Annotated in this window: 23 protein-coding genes and 1 pseudogene; 6 read left to right on the forward strand and 18 right to left on the reverse strand. The window is 45.5% G+C overall.

All coding sequences use genetic code 11. The annotated features are described in order from the left end of the window. Window positions 1-262: 262 nt before the first annotated feature. The 17 genes from MHN09_RS18285 to MHN09_RS18365 form a co-directional block, all read right to left on the reverse strand. On the reverse strand, window positions 263-826 hold the full coding sequence (locus MHN09_RS18285) for a hypothetical protein (RefSeq protein ID WP_232380370.1): 564 nt from the start codon (window positions 824-826) through the stop codon (window positions 263-265). A 121-nt stretch (window positions 827-947) separates the two neighbouring features. Continuing rightward, window positions 948-1,289: a hypothetical protein gene (locus MHN09_RS18290; protein WP_232380371.1), complete on the reverse strand. Its 342-nt coding sequence runs from the start codon at window positions 1,287-1,289 to the stop codon at window positions 948-950. A 267-nt stretch (window positions 1,290-1,556) separates the two neighbouring features. Further along, entirely contained in the window at window positions 1,557-2,378 is an 822-nt protein-coding gene (locus MHN09_RS18295) for a helix-turn-helix domain-containing protein (RefSeq protein ID WP_202942906.1), read from the reverse strand. Between the two features lie 67 nt (window positions 2,379-2,445). Further along, window positions 2,446-3,159, reverse strand: a complete 714-nt coding sequence (locus tag MHN09_RS18300; RefSeq protein ID WP_202942907.1) for an ABC transporter ATP-binding protein — start codon at window positions 3,157-3,159, stop codon at window positions 2,446-2,448. A 1-nt stretch (window position 3,160) separates the two neighbouring features. Next, entirely contained in the window at window positions 3,161-3,919 is a 759-nt protein-coding gene (locus MHN09_RS18305) for an ABC transporter ATP-binding protein (RefSeq protein ID WP_069944864.1), read from the reverse strand. Further along, complete coding sequence (locus MHN09_RS18310) at window positions 3,916-4,884, reverse strand: branched-chain amino acid ABC transporter permease (protein ID WP_202942908.1); 969 nt, start codon at window positions 4,882-4,884, stop codon at window positions 3,916-3,918. The genes MHN09_RS18305 and MHN09_RS18310 overlap by 4 nt, the downstream gene beginning before the upstream one ends. A 9-nt stretch (window positions 4,885-4,893) precedes the next feature. Beyond that, on the reverse strand, window positions 4,894-5,757 hold the full coding sequence (locus MHN09_RS18315; protein ID WP_014977307.1) for a branched-chain amino acid ABC transporter permease: 864 nt from the start codon (window positions 5,755-5,757) through the stop codon (window positions 4,894-4,896). 48 nt (window positions 5,758-5,805) lie between these two features. After that, a complete protein-coding gene (locus tag MHN09_RS18320) occupies window positions 5,806-6,990 on the reverse strand; it encodes an ABC transporter substrate-binding protein (protein ID WP_069944867.1) in 1,185 nt (394 codons plus the stop codon). A gap of 31 nt (window positions 6,991-7,021) precedes the next feature. Continuing rightward, window positions 7,022-8,191, reverse strand: coding sequence for a DcaP family trimeric outer membrane transporter (locus tag MHN09_RS18325; protein ID WP_069944868.1), 1,170 nt, complete (start codon window positions 8,189-8,191; stop codon window positions 7,022-7,024). A 437-nt stretch (window positions 8,192-8,628) separates the two neighbouring features. Then, window positions 8,629-9,822 (reverse strand): benzoate/H(+) symporter BenE family transporter, encoded by a 1,194-nt coding sequence (locus MHN09_RS18330; RefSeq protein WP_069944869.1) that lies wholly within the window; start codon window positions 9,820-9,822, stop codon window positions 8,629-8,631. Window positions 9,823-9,908: 86 nt separating this feature from the next. Further along, complete coding sequence (locus MHN09_RS18335) at window positions 9,909-10,688, reverse strand: 1,6-dihydroxycyclohexa-2,4-diene-1-carboxylate dehydrogenase (RefSeq protein WP_069944870.1); 780 nt, start codon at window positions 10,686-10,688, stop codon at window positions 9,909-9,911. After that, on the reverse strand, window positions 10,685-11,707 hold the full coding sequence (gene benC / locus MHN09_RS18340) for a benzoate 1,2-dioxygenase electron transfer component BenC (protein ID WP_069944871.1): 1,023 nt from the start codon (window positions 11,705-11,707) through the stop codon (window positions 10,685-10,687). Before benC ends, MHN09_RS18335 begins: the two co-directional genes overlap by 4 nt. 15 nt (window positions 11,708-11,722) lie before the next feature. Beyond that, on the reverse strand, window positions 11,723-12,214 hold the full coding sequence (gene benB / locus MHN09_RS18345; protein WP_338024832.1) for a benzoate 1,2-dioxygenase small subunit: 492 nt from the start codon (window positions 12,212-12,214) through the stop codon (window positions 11,723-11,725). A gap of 3 nt (window positions 12,215-12,217) precedes the next feature. Next, window positions 12,218-13,585 (reverse strand): Rieske 2Fe-2S domain-containing protein, encoded by a 1,368-nt coding sequence (locus MHN09_RS18350; protein ID WP_202942910.1) that lies wholly within the window; start codon window positions 13,583-13,585, stop codon window positions 12,218-12,220. 25 nt (window positions 13,586-13,610) lie between these two features. Further along, window positions 13,611-14,549: a catechol 1,2-dioxygenase gene (gene catA, locus MHN09_RS18355; protein ID WP_069944874.1), complete on the reverse strand. Its 939-nt coding sequence runs from the start codon at window positions 14,547-14,549 to the stop codon at window positions 13,611-13,613. A 49-nt stretch (window positions 14,550-14,598) separates the two neighbouring features. Next, the gene (locus MHN09_RS18360; RefSeq protein ID WP_014977317.1) at window positions 14,599-14,877 is read right to left on the reverse strand and encodes a muconolactone Delta-isomerase family protein; all 279 of its coding nucleotides are present in this window, start codon (window positions 14,875-14,877) and stop codon (window positions 14,599-14,601) included. 9 nt (window positions 14,878-14,886) lie between these two features. Then, window positions 14,887-16,002, reverse strand: a complete 1,116-nt coding sequence (locus MHN09_RS18365) for a muconate/chloromuconate family cycloisomerase (RefSeq protein ID WP_202942911.1) — start codon at window positions 16,000-16,002, stop codon at window positions 14,887-14,889. A 103-nt stretch (window positions 16,003-16,105) separates the two neighbouring features. Here MHN09_RS18365 and MHN09_RS18370 point away from each other — a divergent pair, with 103 nt between their 5' ends. Further along, complete coding sequence (locus MHN09_RS18370; RefSeq protein ID WP_218309926.1) at window positions 16,106-17,014, forward strand: LysR family transcriptional regulator; 909 nt, start codon at window positions 16,106-16,108, stop codon at window positions 17,012-17,014. A gap of 6 nt (window positions 17,015-17,020) precedes the next feature. Here MHN09_RS18370 and MHN09_RS18375 read toward each other — a convergent pair whose 3' ends face one another. Next, a complete protein-coding gene (locus tag MHN09_RS18375) occupies window positions 17,021-17,800 on the reverse strand; it encodes an IclR family transcriptional regulator C-terminal domain-containing protein (protein ID WP_069944877.1) in 780 nt (259 codons plus the stop codon). Window positions 17,801-17,997: 197 nt separating this feature from the next. On the opposite strand from MHN09_RS18375, the gene MHN09_RS18380 reads away from it, so the two are divergent. The 5 genes and pseudogenes from MHN09_RS18380 to MHN09_RS18400 form a co-directional block, all read left to right on the forward strand. Continuing rightward, window positions 17,998-18,810, forward strand: coding sequence for a CoA transferase subunit A (locus MHN09_RS18380; protein WP_187447496.1), 813 nt, complete (start codon window positions 17,998-18,000; stop codon window positions 18,808-18,810). Window positions 18,811-18,812: 2 nt separating this feature from the next. After that, window positions 18,813-19,631, forward strand: coding sequence for a CoA-transferase subunit beta (locus MHN09_RS18385; protein ID WP_069944879.1), 819 nt, complete (start codon window positions 18,813-18,815; stop codon window positions 19,629-19,631). Further along, the gene (gene pcaF, locus MHN09_RS18390) at window positions 19,631-20,833 is read left to right on the forward strand and encodes a 3-oxoadipyl-CoA thiolase (RefSeq protein WP_202942912.1); all 1,203 of its coding nucleotides are present in this window, start codon (window positions 19,631-19,633) and stop codon (window positions 20,831-20,833) included. Before MHN09_RS18385 ends, pcaF begins: the two co-directional genes overlap by 1 nt. 9 nt (window positions 20,834-20,842) lie before the next feature. Beyond that, entirely contained in the window at window positions 20,843-21,631 is a 789-nt protein-coding gene (locus MHN09_RS18395) for an alpha/beta fold hydrolase (RefSeq protein ID WP_202942913.1), read from the forward strand. Between the two features lie 265 nt (window positions 21,632-21,896). After that, a pseudogene (locus tag MHN09_RS18400) lies at window positions 21,897-22,032 on the forward strand (IS5/IS1182 family transposase); the annotation flags it as partial.

Genomic DNA, 22,032 nt, shown 5'->3' on the forward strand with positions numbered 1-22,032 from the left:
TTAAGCTTGGAAACGAAAGTAACCCACAGCTGGAGGCTATATAATACAAAGCCTGTAGCGTTCTATGTTACTTTAGAGGGGAAAATCCCTAGTACCCCAAAGCGGTGGCGATTACCTTCTGGCCCTAAAAGGCAATCAAAAGGAACTTCATGATGCCGTGCGCAATGAACTTTCGGGTGCCATAAACAAGGAAGTGATTTGCCTAGAAAAACATCATGGACGAGGCGAAGCGAGAGCGTACCATGTTATGGATGCGGCATCGTTAGTGAATAGGTTCCCTGAATGGAAAGGGCTGAAAACTATCTGGGCTGGTCTTTAGTTCTGCTTCCTCTAGTGCTGATACAAAGGTTCTGCCTAATTCGTTGGTACTAGAACCGTCAGCTAGTACAAATATCTTGTCAGACGGCCGACGATTAGGAAAACGCTCCATTAAGTTCATTAGGGGGAACACGAACTCATCTTTACACACGATGGTTCTCGTTCCCGTGTGTTTTGTAGTCTTACCCTTCCTTACTTTAATTTTGAAAATGACTTGATGCTCTTGCCTTGTCATTAGGATGTCAGACCAAGTCAGCTCTTCCATTTCAGTGCCAGGACGAATACCTGTATTGATGACTACGTCAGCATAATCAAGCAACAACTCTCTTATTTGTCTAGTCTTTTTCTTGCGGCTGTTGTCCCTCATGTTTTCTAAAGTTTCAACAACCTTCTCATATTCAACTTCACTGAAAGCAGCACGTCTAGCCCCCTGCTCTCCTTTGTTGCTTAATACTGGCACTTGAACTGATAACATCCATTGGTTTTCGACCGCAGCTTTAAACACCATTTGTAGCGCCGCGTTATGATTTACTAGAGTAGACTTTTTGAGAACCTTACCAGCCTTTTGTATTCGCCAAATGTCGAACTCTTTAAGCTTGTCTTGGTCATTAGAAGTGATATAAGTGCGGTCAAAAAAATGGAATGTGATATTTTTTCAAAGCTCCCATGTAGTCTTTGTAGCTAACTTTACCGCCGCCGTGCGCAAGCTCATGTTCCATAGCTAGAATACTCTTCGCAGCTACATCGCGAAAACGCTTGCTCGTTGTAAGAGTTCCTATTTCCGCTTTTATTTTCCACTCCATGCGTAGCAATCTAGCCGCTGCTACAGCTTCTTCTTTATCAACTTGTTTAGTTGATTTGCAGTGCCATTTCCCGAAAAGTTGAAAACGGGCGTACCACTTTTTGCTGTTATCTTGCTGGAAAAGGTAGAGCGTTTCGTCGATGTCGTGTCTTGCTAACTGCTTAGCCATAAATACTCATTTGCAAAGAAAAAATAATGCGCTTACTACGAGTATATATGGCTTATTGCCAATAGCTAACTTTTTTATATAGATATTTTTCGGTTATGTTAATACACATTAACAGTAATTAAATCTGCATAAGACGAATGGCGCATTGAATCAACGTAGTACAGGCATTTACATATACCACCTCTACAAAGTCACACTTGCATAACTTCATTTTTAAAAAAGCCAAGTTGGGGGTAAAGCCGGCTTCTTTATCATTTAAGACTCAACTTAAAAAGAGTCTTTTTCTGAGGTTGCTCTAAGCTGTCCAGATATCTTACAGGTAGCCTCATTACTAGCCTTTTTCACGGCTTGTACGTATATGCTTTTTGCATTTACCGGTGTTTCTTTGCTGTTGCCCAACAAGCTAATAACGGTGCTTACCGAACCGTCTAAACTAAAGATAGGCGCACTTACTACATTAATGTCGGGCAGAAAATCTTCTTTAAAACAGCACAAGTTGCTTTGTTTTATGTCTTCTAACAATTCGTAGAACACCGCTTTTTTTATAGGCTTGCCCATGTAGCGTGGCATAGGTGCGGGGGAATCGTAGTAGTGTTCAACTAACGCCTTACAGCGCAGTTTAGGTAGATGGGATAAGAAAATACGCCCAGCAGCAGAGGTAAATGGCGACAACTCTGAGCCCAAACGAATATTCACCGCCAAAAAGTGACTAGAGTCTAACCACTTTATCACTAACGGTACATCTCCATTCCAAATGGTTACAGTAATCGTTTTATCTAATTCTTGGTGTAGCTTGTCTGCATATTCAAAGGCCACTTGGACGGGGTTTGAATGTTTTAGTGCCGACATGCCCAAGCGAATACTGCTGTTTGAAAGCATGTATTTGGCATTGTCTAATTGCGACACATAGCCAAGCTTAGTCAAGCTAACCAAGTATTTGTGAAGCCGACTGGGGCTCATTTCTGCCAGCTCAGATAACTTGGTTAGCGAGATAGGGCCGCTGTGCTCAGAGATTAACTCTAATACCTCAAGCCCTAGTTCAAGAGAGCCAATGCCTTTTCGGGTTGCAATTGCTTTGTCGTCATCCATTTTGTTGCTGCCTCTTCATCCAAGTGGGCGTCATGCTACCCCAGCTTCTCACCGTATTACAGCGCAATTAAACCGCAAGGCTGGTTTCAATAAATGCGCGATTTTCCTCAAGGGCTTGCGAGTCACCGTTAAATTGCACTTTCCCTTTCACAATAAGAATGTGCTGGTCGCACAGCGTCTGCAATACCTTAATGTTTTTATCCACAATAATGGTCGACACACCGGTTTCTTTAATTTTGCGAATAACATCCCAAATCTCTTTGCGAATGAGCGGTGCTAAGCCTTCTGTGGCTTCATCGAGTATCAGCAAATCAGGGTTGGTCAAAAGGGCTCTACCTATAGCTAGCATCTGCTGTTCACCGCCAGAGAGTTGAGTACCTTTATTGGTTAAGCGTTCTTTTAAACGAGGGAATACCTCAAGCACCTTGGCATAAGTCCAGTGCGCTTCACCTCGCGAATTTTTGCGCGCAGCCATTTGTAAGTGCTCTTTCACTGTTAAGTTGTGAAACATGCCCCGCCCTTCTGGCACATAAGCAATGTCGTTACGCATGCGTTTCCACGTGGGCAGAGCATCAATTTCTTTGCCCTTGTACAACACAGCGCCACTACGCGGCTTTACAATACCCAAAATAGATTTCAACGTTGTGGACTTGCCCATGCCGTTGCGGCCCATAATACTTACGGTCTGCCCTTTTTTAATGGCAAAAGATACCCCGTGCAGAATATGGCTTTCCCCGTATAAGGTATGAATGCCTTTTACCTCTAGAATGTTGTCTGTCACGTTAAAATACCTCGTCATCGTTGCCCAGATAGGCTTCTTGAACTAAAGGGTTTGCTCGAATGTTATCTACCACATCGGTGATCAAATGCTGCCCGTCCACCATCACGGTCATTAGGTCAGATAGCTCAAAAACGGCATCCATGTCGTGCTCTACCAGCACAATGCAGTAGCGCTTTTTCAGCGACTTAAGTAGGTCAATAATGATCAGCGACTCTTCATGGCCCATGCCCGCCATTGGCTCATCAAGCAAAAGCACTTGGGGGTCGGTCGCCAATACCATGGCAATTTCTAGTTGACGCTGCTCACCATAACTAATGGCGCTGGCTTTGGTATTGGCTTGCTTCAATAACCCAACCTGTTCAAGGGCATCTTCGGCAATCGCAGTTACATGCTTACTTGAATGCTTCGACTTAAACATATTGAAGCTGCTACCCACCCGTTGTTGGGCGGCAATGCAGCAGTTTTCCAGGCATGTGGCATCTTTGAAAATATTGGTTTTCTGAAAGCTTCGCCCTATGCCTTTGCGGCAGAACTGATGACTTTTAAGCCCCGTAATATTTTCACCGCGATACAAAATTACCCCCTTAGTTGCCGGATATGTACCGCACAATATATTCAGCATGGTGCTTTTGCCCGCGCCATTAGGGCCCACAATGCTATGTAGTGACTTGTCGTAGAACTTAATATTAAATTCGTTGAGCGCCTTTAACCCGCCCCAGTGTTTTGAAAGGTTTTCAGCTTGTAAGATACATTCACTCATTTGCGTTTCCCTCCAACCAACTGCTCAATTAGCCCAGCAATACCACTTTTTAGTAGCAGCACCATTAAGATGATGAGCGAGCCCATCCAGAACATCCAATACTGTGTCATGTGTTCAATGCCGTAGTGCAAGCTCTCGTAAACGAATACACCTAGAATTGCCCCAAAAATAGTGCCCAGGCCACCTAAAATAGCCATGACTAATGCAGAAGCAGAGACTTCCCAACTCATCATGGTTGGATTAACAAAACCGTATTGAAGCGAGAACAAGTAGCCTGCGTAAGCAGCAAGTGACGAAGACAATACATACGACACTAAACGGAAGTGGAAGATGTTGTAGCCAAGTGCAGTGGCACGCTCAGGGTTTTCTTTTATTGCGTCAATCACCCGCCCAAACCGAGAATGCAAACTAACTTTACAAAACACGTAGCAGTTAAATAGCGATAGCAAGCACAGGTAATAGAAGTGGTTCTCGTTATCTAAATCTAAGAAATTCAAACCAAAAATGCTGGTCTCGGGTTTTAGATAAATAAATAGCCCGTCTAAGCCGCCGTATTCCGTTGAGTCGGCAAAGAAATAAAAGGTCATTTGCGCCAATGCCAGCGTGATCATGATCATATAAATACCGCTGGTTCTTAGCACAATAAAGCCAACAATAAGTGCGATAACACCGCTAGCGGCCATGACATAAAAGGTATACAACCAAAAGTTAACCACTTCGTATTCGGGGATCATAATGGCAAATAAGTATCCGCCTAATCCGTAGAACATGGCGTGACCAAGGGTGATAAGGCCAGTTCTTCCCACCAAGTAGTCCAAAGACATAACAAAAATAGACAAAATCAGCATGGTGGAGATTTTGTTTACGTAAAACGTGTTCTCATTGAAAAATAAGGGAATACCCAAGGCAATAAAGAAAAACGCAAAAATAAATACTTTTTCAGCTTTGCTAGAAAATACAGACATCGTACAACCTTAACTTTTGAAAAGCCCTTGTGGTTTAAAAATAAGGATAAGTGCCATTAGCAAGTAAATTGTCATACTCGACATGCCGGGCAACAGCACAGATGCGAACGTGTCAACAATGCCTACTAGCAAGGCCGCCACAAAAGCCCCTTTTATTGAGCCCATTCCCCCAATAACCACTACAACAAAGCATGAAATGAGTACGCGCTCTCCCATACCAGGTACTAAACTCACCACAGGCGCAGAAACAATACCGGCCAAGGCAGATAAGGTAACGCCAACGGCGAAAACGACAGTAAATAATGTGCCGATATTCACGCCCAAGTTCTCAACCATTTCACGGTTAGACTCACCGGCGCGGATCATCATGCCAAGCTTGGTATTGTTGATGACGTAATACATGCCTATGGCAATACCCACACACAATACCGACAGGAACAAGCGATAAACCGGATATTCAACAATATCGGTAATTTGAATTGACGATGACAGCAGCTCAGGTACATCAACCCCCAGAGGGTCGTTACCCCAAATGAAGCTTTGTGCCGCGTTAAAAATAAAGATTAAACCAACCGTTAGCAGCACCTGATCAAGGTGGTCGCGCTTGTATAAATGCACTATAAGAAAGCGCTCAATAATTACGCCTATGACCATAGCAATACTGCAAGCAATGACCACAGCTAACCAAAAGCTGTCTGTCATGGCGGCAAAGTAATACACCAAATAGGCGCCAATCATATACATAGAGCCATGAGCAAGGTTCAAGATACCCATAACGCCAAAAACTAATGTGAGACCTGATGCAACCAAAAACAGTAACAGCCCATACTGAATACCGTTTAGTAATTGCACGAGGAAAAGCGACATTTCCATTTTTATACCTCTATGGGGAAGCCCATGGGCTTCCCTACTTGCAATAACTTATAAACGACAACCACGTGCTGGGTCATTCAGGTTCGCTGCAGCGGTTTTAACCACCACGTTTTCTCCGTTCTCAACCTTTCTTAAATAGATGTTTTGAATTGGATTGTGCGCCTTAGAGAAATGGAAGCTGCCGCGCGGGCTATCAATTTCAACACCTTCCATTGCCTTTATCAGAGCTTTTTTGTCAGCGGTATTACCCTTGGTTGCTTCCACGGCTTGAATGATCAGTTGGCCTGCGTCATACCCTTGCACGGCGTATAGGTCAGCAGGCTTGTTGTACAATGACAAATACTCGGCTCTGAACGCTTTGTTCTTAGGGTTATCCAAAGTATCGGCGTAGTGTAGTGTGGTGAATAGGCCGTCAGCGGCTTCACCTTGCGCTTCAATGGTGCCTTCTGTTAAGAAACCAGAACCAATAAGTGGAATTTTGCCTTTAAGCCCCATGGCGTCGTAGTCTTTAACAAACTTAACCGAGCCACCACCGGCAAAGAACACAAATACAGCATCTGGCTTTATTGAGGCAATTTCAGTTAGGTAAGACTGAAACTCTGTTTTTGGAAACGGTACGAAAATTTCCTTAACCACTTCGCCACCAGCAGCTTCAAATGATTCTGAAAACGCGGCAAGCGACTCTTTTCCAAACCCGTAGTTCCAACTTAGTGTCACCACCTTTTTATAGCCCATTTCAATGGCTTGATTACCCATTGGGTAAGCAGTTTGCCAAGACGAAAAAGATGTGCGGAACACATTCGGCTGACAGAATGCACCTGTTGCAGCGTTAGCACCTGCATTGGGAATGATCATGATAGAGTCTTTGTTTCTAACCGATTTAATCATGCCCATTGCTACCCCTGAGTGAACCGGGCCAATAATGAAATCGGCATTGTCTTTATCGGTCATTGCAGAGGTTAACTCTGGAGCGCGAGCAGGCTTTGCTTCAGTGTCGCTAATGATGAATTCAACAGGGCGACCGGCAATAGTATTGCCCTTTTCTTTTAGGGCTTGCTTCAGGCCGTTAGTAGCAGCCTCACCCAACCCAGCGTAAACACCACTGTATGGCAGCATTACGCCAATTTTTATGGGAGATTCGTCGGCATGTGCAGACATACCTGACAATACACTTGTCGCCATCACACTACTGGCCAAGACGACTTTTCTGAGCGTTTTATTTTTAAATATCATGGTAAGTTACTCGTATTGTGGTAGGTGAATGTTAAAAAGCGTATTTCGCCATTGCTTGAACGCGGCTCATATCGCCGTCGAAACCGTCAACAGTTTCACGCTTTGCGTAGGTATATTCCAAGCCAACCGATAGCGGCTTAGTAATGTTGTAGATGTAGTTAATACGCGTGCTGTAAACGTCATGTGTGCGCGAGCCCACCATGCCCTCGACGGTGTCTACATCTAATGAAGAGAAAATAAGATTGGTACGAGCGCTTTCGCTCCATAAGTGGCGGTAAGCTACAGTAACCGCGGTTGCATCAATGGCATCAAAGTTACCTTCATCGTCTAGGAAGGCACCATTGGCAGCATTTACGCCAACATAACGACCTAAGCCCGAACCACTAGCTACTTGAATGCGAATATCATCGCCATTGCTCAAGTTAATGCGCGATGAAAGCGATAGTGCAATACCCGTGTCTGAGTAATCTTCGCCTTGTGTTTCATAAGCAAGCTGACGCAAGATACCGCCCACTTTCACATGACCCCAGCTGGCTTTCATCGTATAAGTACCAATGAGATCAGGTACAGAATTGTCATCTGTCGTAATTTGCGCGGTAGTGGTAGTACCAACGGTTGTCTCAGGGTTTTCCAACGCCACTTCAAAACCGTTATTTGAATAACGAATTTGTGGTTGACGAGTAAAAGCCACACCGTCTGTCGTACCAATAAAATCTACTGATTCAACCAAAGCGCCTAGGTCCATGATAGTTGACCAAGTTTGACCAATAAGCCAGTTGTTGTATTTCAAGTAAGCATGTCGCATACGTGGCGTATAGGAGTTGCTCACTCGCTCATCACCACCAGATGTCAATAGAAAGTCAAATTCAAACACACCGGTAATGACGTCTTCACCGTCTACTGGCGTATTGGTAGTAAATCTGAAACGAGACTGTTTTGCGTGCGCATCAAATCGGCCACCTAGCCCATCGTCGGTGGCGCCCGTTTGTACCAAAGACGGTACGTAAATATCACGTCCAGGGCCAACACCTTCACCGTTTGAGTAGTCGCTATACATTGCGTCAACTTTGATATAACCAGAGAATTTCACCTCGGTGTCAGCTAGGTTCGCTGCCTCTGCGCCAGTAGCAAGCGCTAAACCAACCGATAGTGACGAGGCAAGTAGGGGCTTGATGAGTGTTTTTTGTTTTAAAGTATTCATTCAGTTCTCCGTTGTAAATGTGCCAAGCATGTGTGTGATAAACAGAAACAACTGACGTTAAGGCAACCCGCCTTTGTAAATTTTGTGTTATTCAATTGTTTCTAAGCAAGGAACTTACTGTGAAGATAAATCACAAACCAATACCAAATGAGTGACTCGCAATACTTAACGGGTATGGCTTTGCGGTATACAGGTTGAACAACAATGCATTGAAAAACATATAAACCATTGTTATTAATTGATAATTACAAACAGATTTGGAAGAACATTGAGAGCTCTTGTAGACAAAAATCACCCGCCACAATTTGTTCATTATTTGTAAATTAATTCACCAATAATTAAAAACAAACAAACCTAAAGGAAAAATACACGAATAAAAAACCCGCCATTTGGCGGGTCAAAATTGCTTGGGAGCGGTGTTGCTTTTGTTGCTGGTGTTACTTTTTAAGATAGCGCTGAACAACAATGATAGTGCCGCCAATGACTAGCCCCCAAAACGCGGAGGAAAGCCCTAATAACGACAAATCCGATGCGGTAATAAGAAAGGTACACAACGCCGCTTCTCGGTCTGCAGGTTGGCTTAATGCTGTAGAAAGTGACCCTTCCAGCGCCCCCAAAAGTGCAATGCCGGCCACCATTGCGATAAACGCTGCGGGAAACGCTTGGATCACACTCACTAACGCGGCGCTAAATAGCCCAAACATGATGTACCACAGCATGGCGACAGCTGGGCCAAAATAGCGTTTTTTAGGGTCGGGGTTGGCATCTGGGCCGGTGCAAATGGCAGCGGTTATTGCAGATAAATTCACCCCATGGCACGCCGTTGGAGCAAACAGAATACTCATAAGCCCACTACCTGCAACAATCTGATTTGACGGTGGTGAATACTTGTCTTGCCTTAGTATGGCGATACCAGTAATAAATTGGCCACTCACAGCAACTAACATAAGCGGTATTGAAATACTAAATAATGCAGTGAGTGAGAAACTAGGCATGTACCAATGCGGTGTTGATATTTGCCAGTCAACTTGTTGAAATGACAAATCATAGTTTAAGGCCAGTACCCCTACCCCAATAGCAACGGTAAGCATGATTGCGTAACGCGGTAGCAAGTGACGCAATAAAATATAGCCTGCGAACATCACCAGCCCCAGTAAAGGCGCTTGTGTCATCTTAGAAAAGAGATCGAGGGAAAAGTTAACCAATATTCCTGCCAACAGTGCCGCGGCTAAGGCCAAAGGCAATCGGTTCACTAGTCGCTCAAATGCCCCTGTTACTCCCAATAACAACAAAATGCCACCAGACATAATGTACGCGCCTATCACATCGCCCCACGGCATACCCGGCACTAAGGTGACGAGCAAGGCAGAACCCGGTGCATTCCATGCAAAAAGCAAGGGCATGCGATAGCGCAAGCTAAACCAACCACATAGTAAACCGCTAGCAATAGACATCCCCCAAATCCAAGAAGTCAGTACCTCACTGCTCAAATTCGCCGATTCGGCAACTTGAAACAAGATAACCAGTGGACCTGCATAGCCCATTGTTGATGCGAGGATCCCCGCTACTGCAGCAGACAACGACCAGTCTTTTAACGGTGGAAAAGAAATGAAAGTAGGCTGATTTTGCATAAGTCACTCCATTGGTTGCCGTGCTACCCGCAAGAAATCACCTGCGAATAGCACAGCTTGGGAACGCGGTATTCTATTTTTGTTACTTAACCACAATCTCCACCTGCAACAGGCAAAATAGTTCCTGTAATATAGCTGGCTTCATCTGAAGCTAAATACAAAATGGCAGATGCTTGTTCATCTAGGGTGCCGTAACGAGACATAAAACTGGTATCAATGGTCTGATCGACAATTTGCTGATACCAAATTTTTTCCTGCTCACTTTGTGTAGACTCGTTGCGCGGAATAATACGCTGAGGCGCGTCGGTTCCGCCTGGTGCCGTGGCATTCACACGAATATTGTGCTGCGCATACTCAAAGGCAAGTGACACTGTCAGTGCATTCACGCCCCCTTTTGCCGCGGCGTAAGGCGCGCGGTTTACACCACGAGTAGCAACAGAAGACACATTCACTATGGCGCCTTTTCCATTGTCTAACATGGCAGGTAATACTGCGCGACAACACCACAACGTGGGGAACAACGAACGACGAACTTCTTTTTCAATTTCGTCAGCTTGATAATGCTCGTAGGGTTTGGCCCAAATGGTCCCCCCCACATTATTGATAAGCTTATCGATTCGCCCAAAATGCGCCGATGCCGTATTCATAGCATTAAGCGCACCTTCGTAGGTTTCTAAGTCAGCCTCTACAGCAATAGCATCCGCGCCGTTTTCATTGAGTGACTGGGCAATCTGTTGAACATGCGCTGAGCGGTCCACCAATACCAACTTTGCTCCCTCAGTAGCAGCTCGTTGTGCAACGCGAAGGCCAATGCCTTGCGCTGCGCCGGTAACTACAATGACCTGCCCGTCGAAGCGCAAGCTCATGCGGCTTCCTCTTTAGGCTGGCTGGGGTTGAATTTTTCGTAGTGGAACGAATATGGGTTTGTGCCCGCATCTTTAAAGTATTGACGCACGGCATCAACCATTGGCGGAGGTCCACATAAATATGCATCGGCGTCAGCCAGTGCAAATGGAACACTTTCCATATGATCAGTAACAAAACCCAACTTCTCATGTGCGCTATCTGGGTTAACGACGACTGTAGCGTAGCTAAAGTTGTCCAATGCATCGGCATATTCTTGTAAGGCTTCAAGCTTCACCAAGTCATCCACATTGGTCACACCGTAGAGTAAATACACAGGTTGACTGGTTGGGTTCTGCACAAGCGACGCCAGCATAGAAAGAATAGGTGCAAGCCCTGTTCCGCCTGCTAGCATAAGTACTGGGCGCTCTACTGCGCGCAAGTAAAAACTACCGAGTGGACCGGTTACCGGAAGCACGTCGCCAGCATTGGCGTTTTTGCTTAAGTAAATACTCATCAAGCCATTAGGCACATTGCGAATAAGGAAGCTTGCGTCTTTGCTTCCCGGACAAGAGCTAAATGAATACGCACGGGTCTCATCAGAGTTTGGCAGCCCCAAATTAATGTACTGACCGGGCAAGAAATCAAGTGGCTCAGACAAAGCGACATTTAATTCAATGGTGGTGTCCGACAACGCATTTACACTGGTAATAGTGCTTGTAATGCTTTGCGGGCCTGATGCACACAGCGAAGAGGCCGCTGGAATAGAAACCACCACGTCTGATTGAGGCAACATCTGACAGGTAAGAATTAACCCATCAGCAGCTTCATCGTCGGTTAACGCTTCATCGATGTATTCATCACCTAAGTCGTAAGTACCTTGCTTGCAGCTACCTTTGCAGGTTCCACAAACACCATCAGAGCAGTCCATTGGCAGTTTCACTTGATGGCGATAGGCAGCGTCGAGCACTGTTTCACCATCATTACATTCGATAACGCGCGTTACGCCGTCTTCGAAATTAAGAGCTACTTTGAAAGACATAATAATTCTCCGTCTTTACAGGTGATATACATCAATAACTTGGTTGATATAATCGTTGTTCAACACCACTTTTTTACGCGTAATCACTGGTGTTTCACCACTGATATCCAATGAACAAAACACGGTTCCGAAGAAGTGTGATGTCTCGCGATAGCGATGGCTAAGCGTGTTGAAGTTGTAGCGGATTTCCGCTGTTGTCTCGTCTTGGCTCAGCACTTCTAAATTACTGCACTGATGCGTGGTTCTCGGCTCTGGCATACTCGCCCCCGAACGCTCAGTCTTTATGCGGTAAACCCTGTCTTCCAAACCATTGCGATTGGGGTAATAAATGAGCGAGATTTCTTTTTGAGGATCGTTAGTTAACTGATCATCATCATCCCATGCTGGCATCCAGTATTCACATTTTGGGTGATAGCACGTTAGCCACTCATCCCATTGACGGTCGTCAAGTAAACGCGCTTCGCGAAATACAAACGCCTGAATTTCCTGATAAGTCATCACGGCCACCTCTTAATCTTTTTGCACAACAGGAATATGACTGGCTCTTTCTAGCTCAATCGCATTTAGCATTTCTTCTACCCAATGCTTGTGGTGATGAACGTATAGGCCTTCATCTTCTGGTTTGATACCTGACGCAACTGTGTCCATACCTACACCTTTGGCATAATCGTCTGGGCCTTCCATCCAGTGCGCTGCACCTCGGCTCATATCGTTCCAACGCATATCACGCGCTTCGTAGCCTTGCTGACAACCTCTGAATTCTTCTAGGTCGTCCGGTGTTCCCATGCCAGATACGTTAAAGAAATCTTCGTACTGACGAAGGCGCTTTTGACGATTTTCAGCAGACTCGCTCTTAGGTGCAAAGCAGTAAATAGACACTTCCGTCTTATTCACAGAAATAGGGCGAAGTACGCGAATTTGTGTTGAGAATTGGTCCATCACGTATACGTTAGGGTACAAACACAAGTTACGCGTTTGATTTACAATGGTGTCAGCGCGCGCTTCACCCACTTCCTGTTGAAGGCGTTCTAGTTGACTATAAATAGGGCGTGCAGTTGGATTTGTTAAACGCGTCCACAACATCATGTGACCATTTTCAAACGAATAGAAACCACCCTCACCCGACCAGCTTTTCGCATCAACTGCTTCTGTACCGCCTTCTTCATAATTGCGGTGACTCATCGTTGATAAGTAGTTCCAGTGAACAGTTCCAACGTGATAGCCATCAGCACCGTTTTCAGCAGTAAGCTTCCAGTTACCTTCGTAGGTGTACGTTGAAGTACCACGAATAACTTCGATACCTTCTGGATCTTGATCCACAATATTGTCGATAACCTTCGTGGTTTCACCTAGATATTGCTCTAGCGGTAATACATCGGCATTCAAACTACCGAACAAAAAGCCGCGATACGATTCAAAACGTGCAATATGCTTAAGGTCATGAGAGCCATCAACATTGAACGACTCAGGGTAACCACCTTTCTTCTGATCACGCGCTTTTAAAAGTTTGCCTGAGTTGTTAAACGTCCAACCGTGGAAGGGGCAAGTAAAAGACGTTTTGTTACCGCGCTTACGACGACACAATGTTGCACCGCGGTGCGAGCACGTATTTAAAATGGCATTTAGGTCGCCGCCTTTGTTACGTGTAATAACAACCGGCTGGCGACCAATTGTAGTAGTGTAATAGTCACCGATTTCGGGAATTTGGCTTTCATGTGCCAAAAATACCCAGTTGCCTTCAAAGATGTGTTTAATTTCTAAATCAAATAAGTCTTTGTCGGTAAAGATCCCACGGTCACAGCGATAATGCCCCGTCTCTTCGTCGGCCTCAACGGCACCACGGATCTTCTGTTCTAGTTGATTCAATGTTGCTGACATAATTTATCTCCCGAAGGTAGCAGGCTTACGCCTGCTCCACAGTTGCACGGGCACGAGCATGCTTGTCTTGCTTCTCGTCGTTCTTCGTTGCCATTAATGTGATGTTGAATTCCACATCAAGGTAGTTGTCTTTAAAGCCCATGGCTTTAATTTGCTCTGGCTCAGATACACTTTTTGCTTCAACAACCAATTCGTCACGCGTTGCGAAAGCGAAATCGTCATAGGTGTATTCATCACCGGCTAAGTTAATTTGCGTAGTAAGGTGCTTAAAGCCGTCTTTCGCTACAAAGTAGTGAATGTGCGCAGGGCGATTACCATGACGGCCAAGGCTTTCTAGCACTTTCATCGTTGAACCACCTGGAGGGCAACCGTAGCCGCTAGGTACAATACTGCGTGCGCGATAGCAGCCTTGCTCATCAGCAATGATGCGGCGACGTAAATTAAACGGAGTTTGAGATGGGTCAAAATGCGAGTAAGCACCTTTCACGTCGGCATGCCAGATATCAACAACTGCGCCTGCAATTGGGTTGCCTTCTTCATCAACAACCTGACCATGTAGCCACATTTCTTGGCCAGGTGACTGACCATCATCCATTCTTGCTTCGCCTTCACTTGTCGGCGCGCCTTCAACATACAACGGACCTTCAATAGTACGTGGTGTACCGCCTAGCTCACCAATGGCAGCGTCTTTAGCGTCTTCACGAACATCAAGAAAATGATCAAAACCTAAACCTGGAGCAAGCAGCACGGCTTCGCCATTCGCACCTAATTCATTTAGGTAGTTAACGCCTTGCCAAAACTCTTCTTGTGTAATGTCGAGGTCTTCAATCATCTTGAACACGTCAGTTAGCAAGCGGTGCATAATTTCTTTAGTGCGAGGATTGCCTTTGTCGTTGTCTAGGCCAGCGGCACGCTTAAGTAACGTTTGAACATGTTCAGTTTGTAAAGTATTGATAGTAGTCATAGTCTTAGTCTCCGCGCTGCAATGCAGCGAGTTTTTGCCTGTTAGTTTTTTATTTGATTGATGAAGGGTGCTGACACAAAGGCGTCACACTCATCGTCATAAAGGGGTACAGCGGTAAGCCCATTAGTACGTCGTGTAAATGCTGGTTATCCTTCACCTCGAATATGCTCACATTGGCGTATTGACCAGCCACTCGCCAAAGGTGTACCCAAATGCCTTCTTCCTGCAGTCCTTCGGCATAGTTTTTTTCTTTCAACTTAATTGCATTAAATTCTTCTTCGCTCAGATGTGCTGGCGGTATCACAGTCATTTCAACTTTGAATAACATATTTGCTCCTTACTTCGCCTTGCGGGTGTATTGACGTAATTTGTCCTCATCGATTTCGAGCCCTAGCCCAGCTGTCGTAGGAACTTCAACGCCAAAGTTGTGATAATTTAGAGGGGATTTAACGATGTCATCGCACTGCAGCAGTGGGCCGAACATCTCTGTGCCAAATTCAATAACAGGTAGGGTCGACCATGCATGTAACGCGGCTGTGGTACCCACAGTGCCTTCAAGCAGCGTACCGCCATATAGTCCAATACCTGCCGCGTTACACACAGCAGCCACATCAAGTGCACCAAACAGTCCACCTGCTTTGCCTATCTTAAGTGCCACTGAGCCGGTGAAACCTTGCTGAGCCAACAAAAGGGTATCTGTACTATCAGCAATAGATTCATCAGCCAAAATGCAGATGTTAAATTTCTTAGAAAGACGCACTAGGCTGGCAAAATCTTTTGCAGGGGTCGGTTGCTCGACTAAATCAATACCGGCTTCTTGTAGTGCAGCCATACCATAAGTAGATTGAGACTCGCTCCACGCTTGATTAACATCAACGCGAATACTTACGTCATCGCCTAACGCTGCTTTGATCTTGCCCACATGCGCTACATCGTCACGTACCGAACGAGAGCCAATTTTTAGTTTGAAAATGTTATGGCGCTTTTCGGCTACTAGGCCTTTCGCTTCTTCAATGTCTTTTTCAGTATTGCCTGAAGCCAATACCCAAAGACAAGACAAATGATTATTGCAAGCACCACCGAGTAAGGTTGAAACTGGCACACCAAGTTGTTTACCAAGTAAATCAAGCAGGGCCGTTTGCACCGCAGACTTGGCAATAGGGTTGCCTTTAAAAGCAAGGTGTAACTTGTTAATTAATGCTTTAGGGCTGGCAACTGACTGTCCAATCAAATAAGGTGCTAAATACGTATCAATGTTGGTTTTGATACTTTCTGGGCTCTCAGCGCCGTACGCGAGACCACCAATTGTTGTACCTTCGCCAATACCTTCAAGGCCGTTGTCGTCGGTAATTCTTACGATAACCATCGACTGAACCGCCATAGATGTCATGGACAATTTGTGTGGTCGTATCGTAGGAATATCGACAATGTAAGTTTGAATTTGTGATATCATGTAAATGTTAATTTTGTGTTGCCAGTAAATGTCTGCGTGTAACCTACAAATATTTTTTGTTAACAACCAATATTGATTTAGTTAGTATCGATACCTAGGAGGTATGGTGGAGTTAAGGCATTTACGCTACTTTTGTGCGGTAGCGGAAGAAAAGAACATGACCAGAGCGGCCGAAAAGATATTCATGGCCCAGCCACCTTTAACAAGACAAATCAAACAGTTAGAGGAAGAGGTTGGTGTTCAACTCATTCAGCGAGAAGCCCGTGGCATTACCCTAACCCCCGCTGGCGAATACTTTTGGAAACAGGCCCAACTCATACTTGAAAAGTTAGCTTCATGTGTTGAAGAAAGTCGGCGAATTGATGCAAGAAAAAAGCGAATTTTCAGAATTGGCTTTGTTCCATCCATTTTTTACGGGCAACTTCCTCAGCTTGTTAGGCGCTTAAGACAGCAGCACAAAGTGGATGTTGAACTGCTCGAAATGAAAACCGGTGAACAAATTGAAGCCCTCAAGTCAGGTAAAATTGATATGGGTTTTGGTCGGGTTGTGATGCCATCACTAGAAGCCGATGTGACTCAGAAGTTGTTGTTCAGCGAGCCTATCCTTGCCGCTCTACCTATCCATCATCCACTTGCTAATGACGATGTTGATATGGCAGAGCTCGCTACACTGCCGTTAATTACTTACCCAGGTGGTAAGCCTCCAACCTTTGCTAACATCTGCTTGGATCTGTTTGCCAGTCGCGGGTTGAGAGTAAGAGTGGCCCAGCAAGTTAATGACATAGGCACTGCACTGGGTCTCGTTGCCTCAGATATGGGCTTCACCCTTGTGCCTGAACAAGTGATGCGCATGAACAGAGATGGTGTGGCGTTTGTTCGGCTTAAAGACGACGGCATAAACAGCTCGGTGTTTCTCAGTAAACGCGAGGAAGCCGAAGATGACATTATGGCTGCGGCCATGGTGATATTAGATGAGCTGGTGCAAAACCGAATAGAAGGTCGCTACCCCTAAAAGGGGTTAGCGCAGATCTTGTCTTATTTGCTCAGCAGCATGTTTAAGTACAGGAATACAATGCTCGGTGATGGTTTCTAAGCTCACCCTTAATGCATTGGTACTTAAGTTCATCGCCCCCAGCAATTCGCCTTTGCCACTAAATACAGGTAAAGCAACCGAGCGTAACCCCGCTTCAAGCTCTTGATCAACAATACTAAAACCTTGTTGCTTAACCTTAATTAGTTCCTGTTCTAACGCCTGTGCAGTGGTAATACTCTTCTCAGTATGTGGGTGTAACTGTGCTTCATTCACCCATGCTGTTAATTCTGAAGCGTCAAGATGTGCTGCAAGTACTCGTCCCATTGACGTATACGGTGCAGGCAGTCGAGTGCCCGTTGTTATGTTAATCGACATAAGACGATGTGATGCCGGAGAACGCGCCACGTACACCACCGACTGTCCATCTAACTTCCCAAGAGAAGCCGACTCCCCTAATTCTGCGGTAATCGATTTAAGGTAATGCTCGACCACTGCTATATAACCATTGCTGCTGGTATAAGCTTGCCCTAACGACAGCACTTTAGGTGCCAAGGCGAAGAGTCGCCCCTCACGACGGATATAGCCAAGAGAATGCAATGTAAGCAAAAACCGACGGGCTTTGGCCCTATCAATTCCCATTTTTTCAGCTACTTGCGATAAGGTCATTTCTTTGTTTTGACCATCAAACGCCCCTAACACCTCTAGTCCGGTAGCAAGCGCGCTTATGTAATCGCGATGGGTTGACGGTATTTTTTCTTCACTCATGCACTGTGTCTCTTGTTGGATCTTGCGAATTATTTCTTATTGTTTAACGAAGTGCCAGTTCTCTTATGAATTCAGCAACATAAATTGCTTTGACTGATCGTCCTAGCAATTTTTTAACATTTATTACTTGACCTAAACAATCAAAATTATTAATTTGTTCGCATTATGAATCAACATTCGTATTGCGAACTTTTATTATGACACTATTTACAACACTTTCAAAAGCTATTGAAGATGGCGTTAAGGACGGCGACACAGTTGCATTAGAGGGATTTACTCACCTTATTCCTTTCGCCGCAGGGCATGAAATTATTCGCCAAGGACGTCGCAACCTCACATTGGTAAGAATGACCCCTGATCTTATTTACGATCAGCTAGTCGGTGCCGGGTGTGTGAGCAAACTTGTGTTTTCATGGGGAGGAAACCCAGGTGTAGGTTCTTTACACCGCGTACGTGACGCCATTGAGCACGGCTACCCCGCTCCGCTCGAAATTGAAGAGCACAGTCACGCGGCAATGGCAAATGCTTATGAAGCGGGTGCATCAGGCTTACCCATGGCGGTATTCAGGGGTTATGTAGGTAGTGATCTACAGCACGTGAACCCCAACATCAAAACCGTTACTTGCCCGTTTACGGGTGAAGCGCTTGCCGCAGTGCCATCGATTAAACCCGATGTGGGCATAGTTCATGCGCAAAAAGCAGACCGCGCAGGAAACGTACTCATTGAAGGTATTTTAGGGGTTCAAAAGGAAGTTGTGCTTTCTTCTCGCTATAGCATCGTCACCGTCGAAGAAATTGTGGACGACTTAGAAGCAGGTCCAAATAGTTGTGTACTTCCCGCTTGGACAATCAACGCCATTGCCACCGTACCGTTTGGCGCTAAACCGTCTTATACACATGGTTACTACCCGCGCGACAACAGTTACTACAAGAAGTGGGACAGCATAAGCCGAGAGCGCGAGCCATTTTTAAAGTGGTTAGATGAAGAAGTATTTCAAGCAGGAGAATAATCATGACCGAACAATATACTTCAGACGAAATGATGACGATTACCGCTGCCCGTGCTCTGAATAACAATTCGACTTGTTTTGTGGGCATTGGCTTACCAAGTGCTGCAGCGAACTTAGCACGCCTTACTCATGCCCCTGACATAACACTTATTTACGAGTCAGGTACCATAGAAACCAAGCCGCAGGTTTTGCCTTTATCTATTGGGGATGGTGAACTTTGTGAGTCGGCGCTTACCACCGTTTCGGTTCCCGAAATGTTCCGTTACTGGCTGCAAGGCGGTCATATTGATGTGGGTTTCCTTGGCACCGCACAAGTAGACCGATACGGCAACATTAACACCACAGTTATCGCTGCATCGCACAAAGACAGTGGCCCTGATGGCGCTCACAGTTATGCCAACCCTAAAGTTCGCCTTCCTGGCGGTGGCGGTGCACCAGAAATTTCAACCAATGCCAAAGAAGTGATCATCACCGTAAGGCATTCAAAGCGCACTTTTGTTAAAGATGTCGACTTCATTACCACATTGGGTTTTGGTCGAGACGGCCAAGGCCGCAAAGGCAAATCTACGCTGGGTAAAGGCCCCACTTTGGTGATTTCTGACCTTTGTATATTAAAGCCAGAAGATGAAACCAATGAACTTATTGTGGTGAGTTTGCACCCAGGCGTTACAAAGCAACAGGTAATCGATGCCACTGGCTGGGACATTCGCTTTGCTGACACACTTCAAACCACTGATGAACCCACCAGCAGCGAAATCGAAGTATTAAGAGAACTAAAGCGCGTTACTGAAGCGGCGCACAGCCAAACGGAGACTGCGTAATGAACGTTTATTTATGTAACCCCAACCGCTCTTCCATTGGTCGTTATGCAGGTGGGCTAGCCAACATTCGCCCAGATGATTTGCTTGCACAAGTTATTCGCGCAGTTCTGGCGCAGTGCCCTCAACTACCAGCAGAAAGCATTGATGATGCGTTTTTCGGCTGTGCCAACCAAGCCGGTGAAGACAACCGCAACGTGGCTAGAATGGCCACTTTGCTTGCAGGCGTGCCATTTTCGGTACCAGCCACCACAATTAATCGTTTGTGTGGTTCAGGTATGGATGCCATTGGCCTTGCTTACCGTTCAATTGCATCAGGTGAAGCAGACCTTATTCTTGCTGGCGGCGTTGAGTCTATGTCGCGAGCTCCATTTGTGATGGGCAAAGCACAAAACGGATTTGACCGCTCACAGATACTTGAAGATACCACCATGGGGTGGCGCTTTATTAACCCTGCGTTAAAGCAGCAATATGGCACAGAAACCATGCCTGAGACTGCAGAAAATGTAGCAGCGAAATTCTCTATTAGCCGAGAAGCACAAGACAACTTTGCGTATCAGTCTCAGCAAAAAGCGGCAGCAGCTCAAGCGTCTGGCCGCTTTGCTAAAGAAATAACACCTGTGACCTTTCAGCCCAGAAAAGGCGATGCCATCGTCATCGACAAAGATGAACATATACGCCCTCAAACTACATTAGAAGCATTAGCAAAACTAAAAGCACCGTTTCGTGAAAACGGCTCGGTTACCGCGGGTAATGCATCGGGCATTAACGATGGCGCATCTGCCATGCTTGTAGCAAGTGAAGCCGCCGTTGAACGCTATAACTTAACGCCTGTTGCTCAAATTAAAGGGATGGCTACCGCTGGCGTTGAACCCACTATTATGGGTATAGGCCCAGTACCAGCGGTTAATAAATTGCTTGCAAAACAAAAGTTGAGCCTAGACGATATTGGCACAATTGAACTTAATGAAGCGTTTGCAGCACAAGCATTGGCCTGTATGCAGGAACTTGGACTCAGTTCCGATGACTCAAGAGTGAACCCCAATGGCGGTGCCATTGCACTTGGCCATCCACTTGGTATGTCGGGGGCACGCCTACTGCATACTGCCGCATTACAATTTGAACAAACCTCGGCCGATTACGCACTATGCAGTATGTGTATTGGTGTAGGCCAAGGTATAGCGACACTGCTAAAACGCATTTAGGAACTCAACATGGCGACAATATCAGAGCAAGGTATTCACTACCAGTTCATTGAGACTAAGCACAAACCTGTTGTAGTGCTCGCTCACCCGTTGGGTATGAATATGCGTGTTTGGGACTACCTCGTACCAGACTTAATGGTGAACTTCAGCATTTTGCGTTATGACCTACCTGGACACGGTGACAGCGTAGCGTTCCCCGCAAACACGAAAAGCCTTGATGGATCACAGTTAGTTGACGACTTATTAACCCTGTGTAACTCACTAGGTATCGATAAGTTTCACTTCGTGGGTACGTCAATTGGCGGTATGTTAGGTCAACAACTGTTAATTTCCCACCCAGAACGCTTGTTAAGCACAGTGTTAACTAATACTGGGATGAAAATAGGTACCACTGAAGCATGGCTGGAGCGCCAGAAAAACGTGACTCAGCAAGGGCTTGAAACACTCGCAGCTAGCTTGGTTCCAAGGTGGTTTAGCCCAGTGAGTACCAAACGTTTCCCCACGTTACTGTCACAATGGGAAGGTTTGCTAGCGAACGTTGATGATCACTCTTACGGATTATTGTGTGCGTGGCTTGGCGACAGAGACACACATACACAGCTTAAACCTAATGGTGCACCTATTTTGCTTATTGCTGGTGAAGATGATGTCGCTACACCCACCTCATCATTGCAAGCATTGGGAGAAACCCTAAGCGCACCTGTGACTGAATTAAAACAAACTGGGCATGTGCCCTCGGTTGAAGCAAGTCGCGAGTTCACGTCATTGATAAGAGAACACTTAGGAATGATTAAATAACTTGTTATTAATACTAAAATCGCTTTAGTAGTAAACAACACGGGATGATATTCTTTATCAAAGACAAGTGAAAGTTCAAAATAAAGGCATGTTACCTTGCGTAAACTAATTATAGGTCGATGTATACGTACCTATTCACCCCGCGTGTTGAGTTTTTTACTTAATTTAAAAAGCAAATGAATATGACTTAAAACCTTAGGGAAGATGCGAATAAGTGCCCGATGTGAGATCATAGCTGCATAGTAAATCACAGCCATTACCGCCCATGAGCCAACAGTTAACTTTTGCCGATAGTGAGTTTTCCAGCAAGCGCCGTCAGACCCGTAAAGAGATATTCTTATCCCGGATGGACAACTTGTTGCCGTGGACTCAACTGCTGGAAGTGATTGAACCCTTTTATC

It is taken from the genome of Alteromonas sp. MmMcT2-5 (assembly GCF_022348315.1).
Classification (GTDB): Bacteria; Pseudomonadota; Gammaproteobacteria; order Enterobacterales; family Alteromonadaceae; genus Alteromonas; species Alteromonas macleodii.

Coding starts and splice junctions, on each gene's coding strand:
- MHN09_RS18370 (WP_218309926.1), top strand. CDS start 16,106: ATGGTGGAGTTAAGGCATTTACGCTACTTTTGTGCGGTAGCGGAAGAA.
- MHN09_RS18325 (WP_069944868.1), bottom strand. CDS start 8,191: ATGAATACTTTAAAACAAAAAACACTCATCAAGCCCCTACTTGCCTCG.
- MHN09_RS18310 (WP_202942908.1), bottom strand. CDS start 4,884: ATGTCTGTATTTTCTAGCAAAGCTGAAAAAGTATTTATTTTTGCGTTT.
- MHN09_RS18305 (WP_069944864.1), bottom strand. CDS start 3,919: ATGAGTGAATGTATCTTACAAGCTGAAAACCTTTCAAAACACTGGGGC.
- MHN09_RS18375 (WP_069944877.1), bottom strand. CDS start 17,800: ATGAGTGAAGAAAAAATACCGTCAACCCATCGCGATTACATAAGCGCG.
- benC (WP_069944871.1), bottom strand. CDS start 11,707: ATGTCTTTCAAAGTAGCTCTTAATTTCGAAGACGGCGTAACGCGCGTT.
- MHN09_RS18360 (WP_014977317.1), bottom strand. CDS start 14,877: ATGTTATTCAAAGTTGAAATGACTGTGATACCGCCAGCACATCTGAGC.
- MHN09_RS18380 (WP_187447496.1), top strand. CDS start 17,998: ATGACACTATTTACAACACTTTCAAAAGCTATTGAAGATGGCGTTAAG.
- MHN09_RS18330 (WP_069944869.1), bottom strand. CDS start 9,822: ATGCAAAATCAGCCTACTTTCATTTCTTTTCCACCGTTAAAAGACTGG.
- MHN09_RS18365 (WP_202942911.1), bottom strand. CDS start 16,002: ATGATATCACAAATTCAAACTTACATTGTCGATATTCCTACGATACGA.
- MHN09_RS18290 (WP_232380371.1), bottom strand. CDS start 1,289: ATGGCTAAGCAGTTAGCAAGACACGACATCGACGAAACGCTCTACCTT.
- MHN09_RS18285 (WP_232380370.1), bottom strand. CDS start 826: ATGGTGTTTAAAGCTGCGGTCGAAAACCAATGGATGTTATCAGTTCAA.
- catA (WP_069944874.1), bottom strand. CDS start 14,549: ATGACTACTATCAATACTTTACAAACTGAACATGTTCAAACGTTACTT.
- MHN09_RS18335 (WP_069944870.1), bottom strand. CDS start 10,688: ATGAGCTTGCGCTTCGACGGGCAGGTCATTGTAGTTACCGGCGCAGCG.
- MHN09_RS18395 (WP_202942913.1), top strand. CDS start 20,843: ATGGCGACAATATCAGAGCAAGGTATTCACTACCAGTTCATTGAGACT.
- MHN09_RS18320 (WP_069944867.1), bottom strand. CDS start 6,990: ATGATATTTAAAAATAAAACGCTCAGAAAAGTCGTCTTGGCCAGTAGT.
- pcaF (WP_202942912.1), top strand. CDS start 19,631: ATGAACGTTTATTTATGTAACCCCAACCGCTCTTCCATTGGTCGTTAT.
- MHN09_RS18385 (WP_069944879.1), top strand. CDS start 18,813: ATGACCGAACAATATACTTCAGACGAAATGATGACGATTACCGCTGCC.
- MHN09_RS18350 (WP_202942910.1), bottom strand. CDS start 13,585: ATGTCAGCAACATTGAATCAACTAGAACAGAAGATCCGTGGTGCCGTT.
- MHN09_RS18295 (WP_202942906.1), bottom strand. CDS start 2,378: ATGGATGACGACAAAGCAATTGCAACCCGAAAAGGCATTGGCTCTCTT.
- MHN09_RS18315 (WP_014977307.1), bottom strand. CDS start 5,757: ATGGAAATGTCGCTTTTCCTCGTGCAATTACTAAACGGTATTCAGTAT.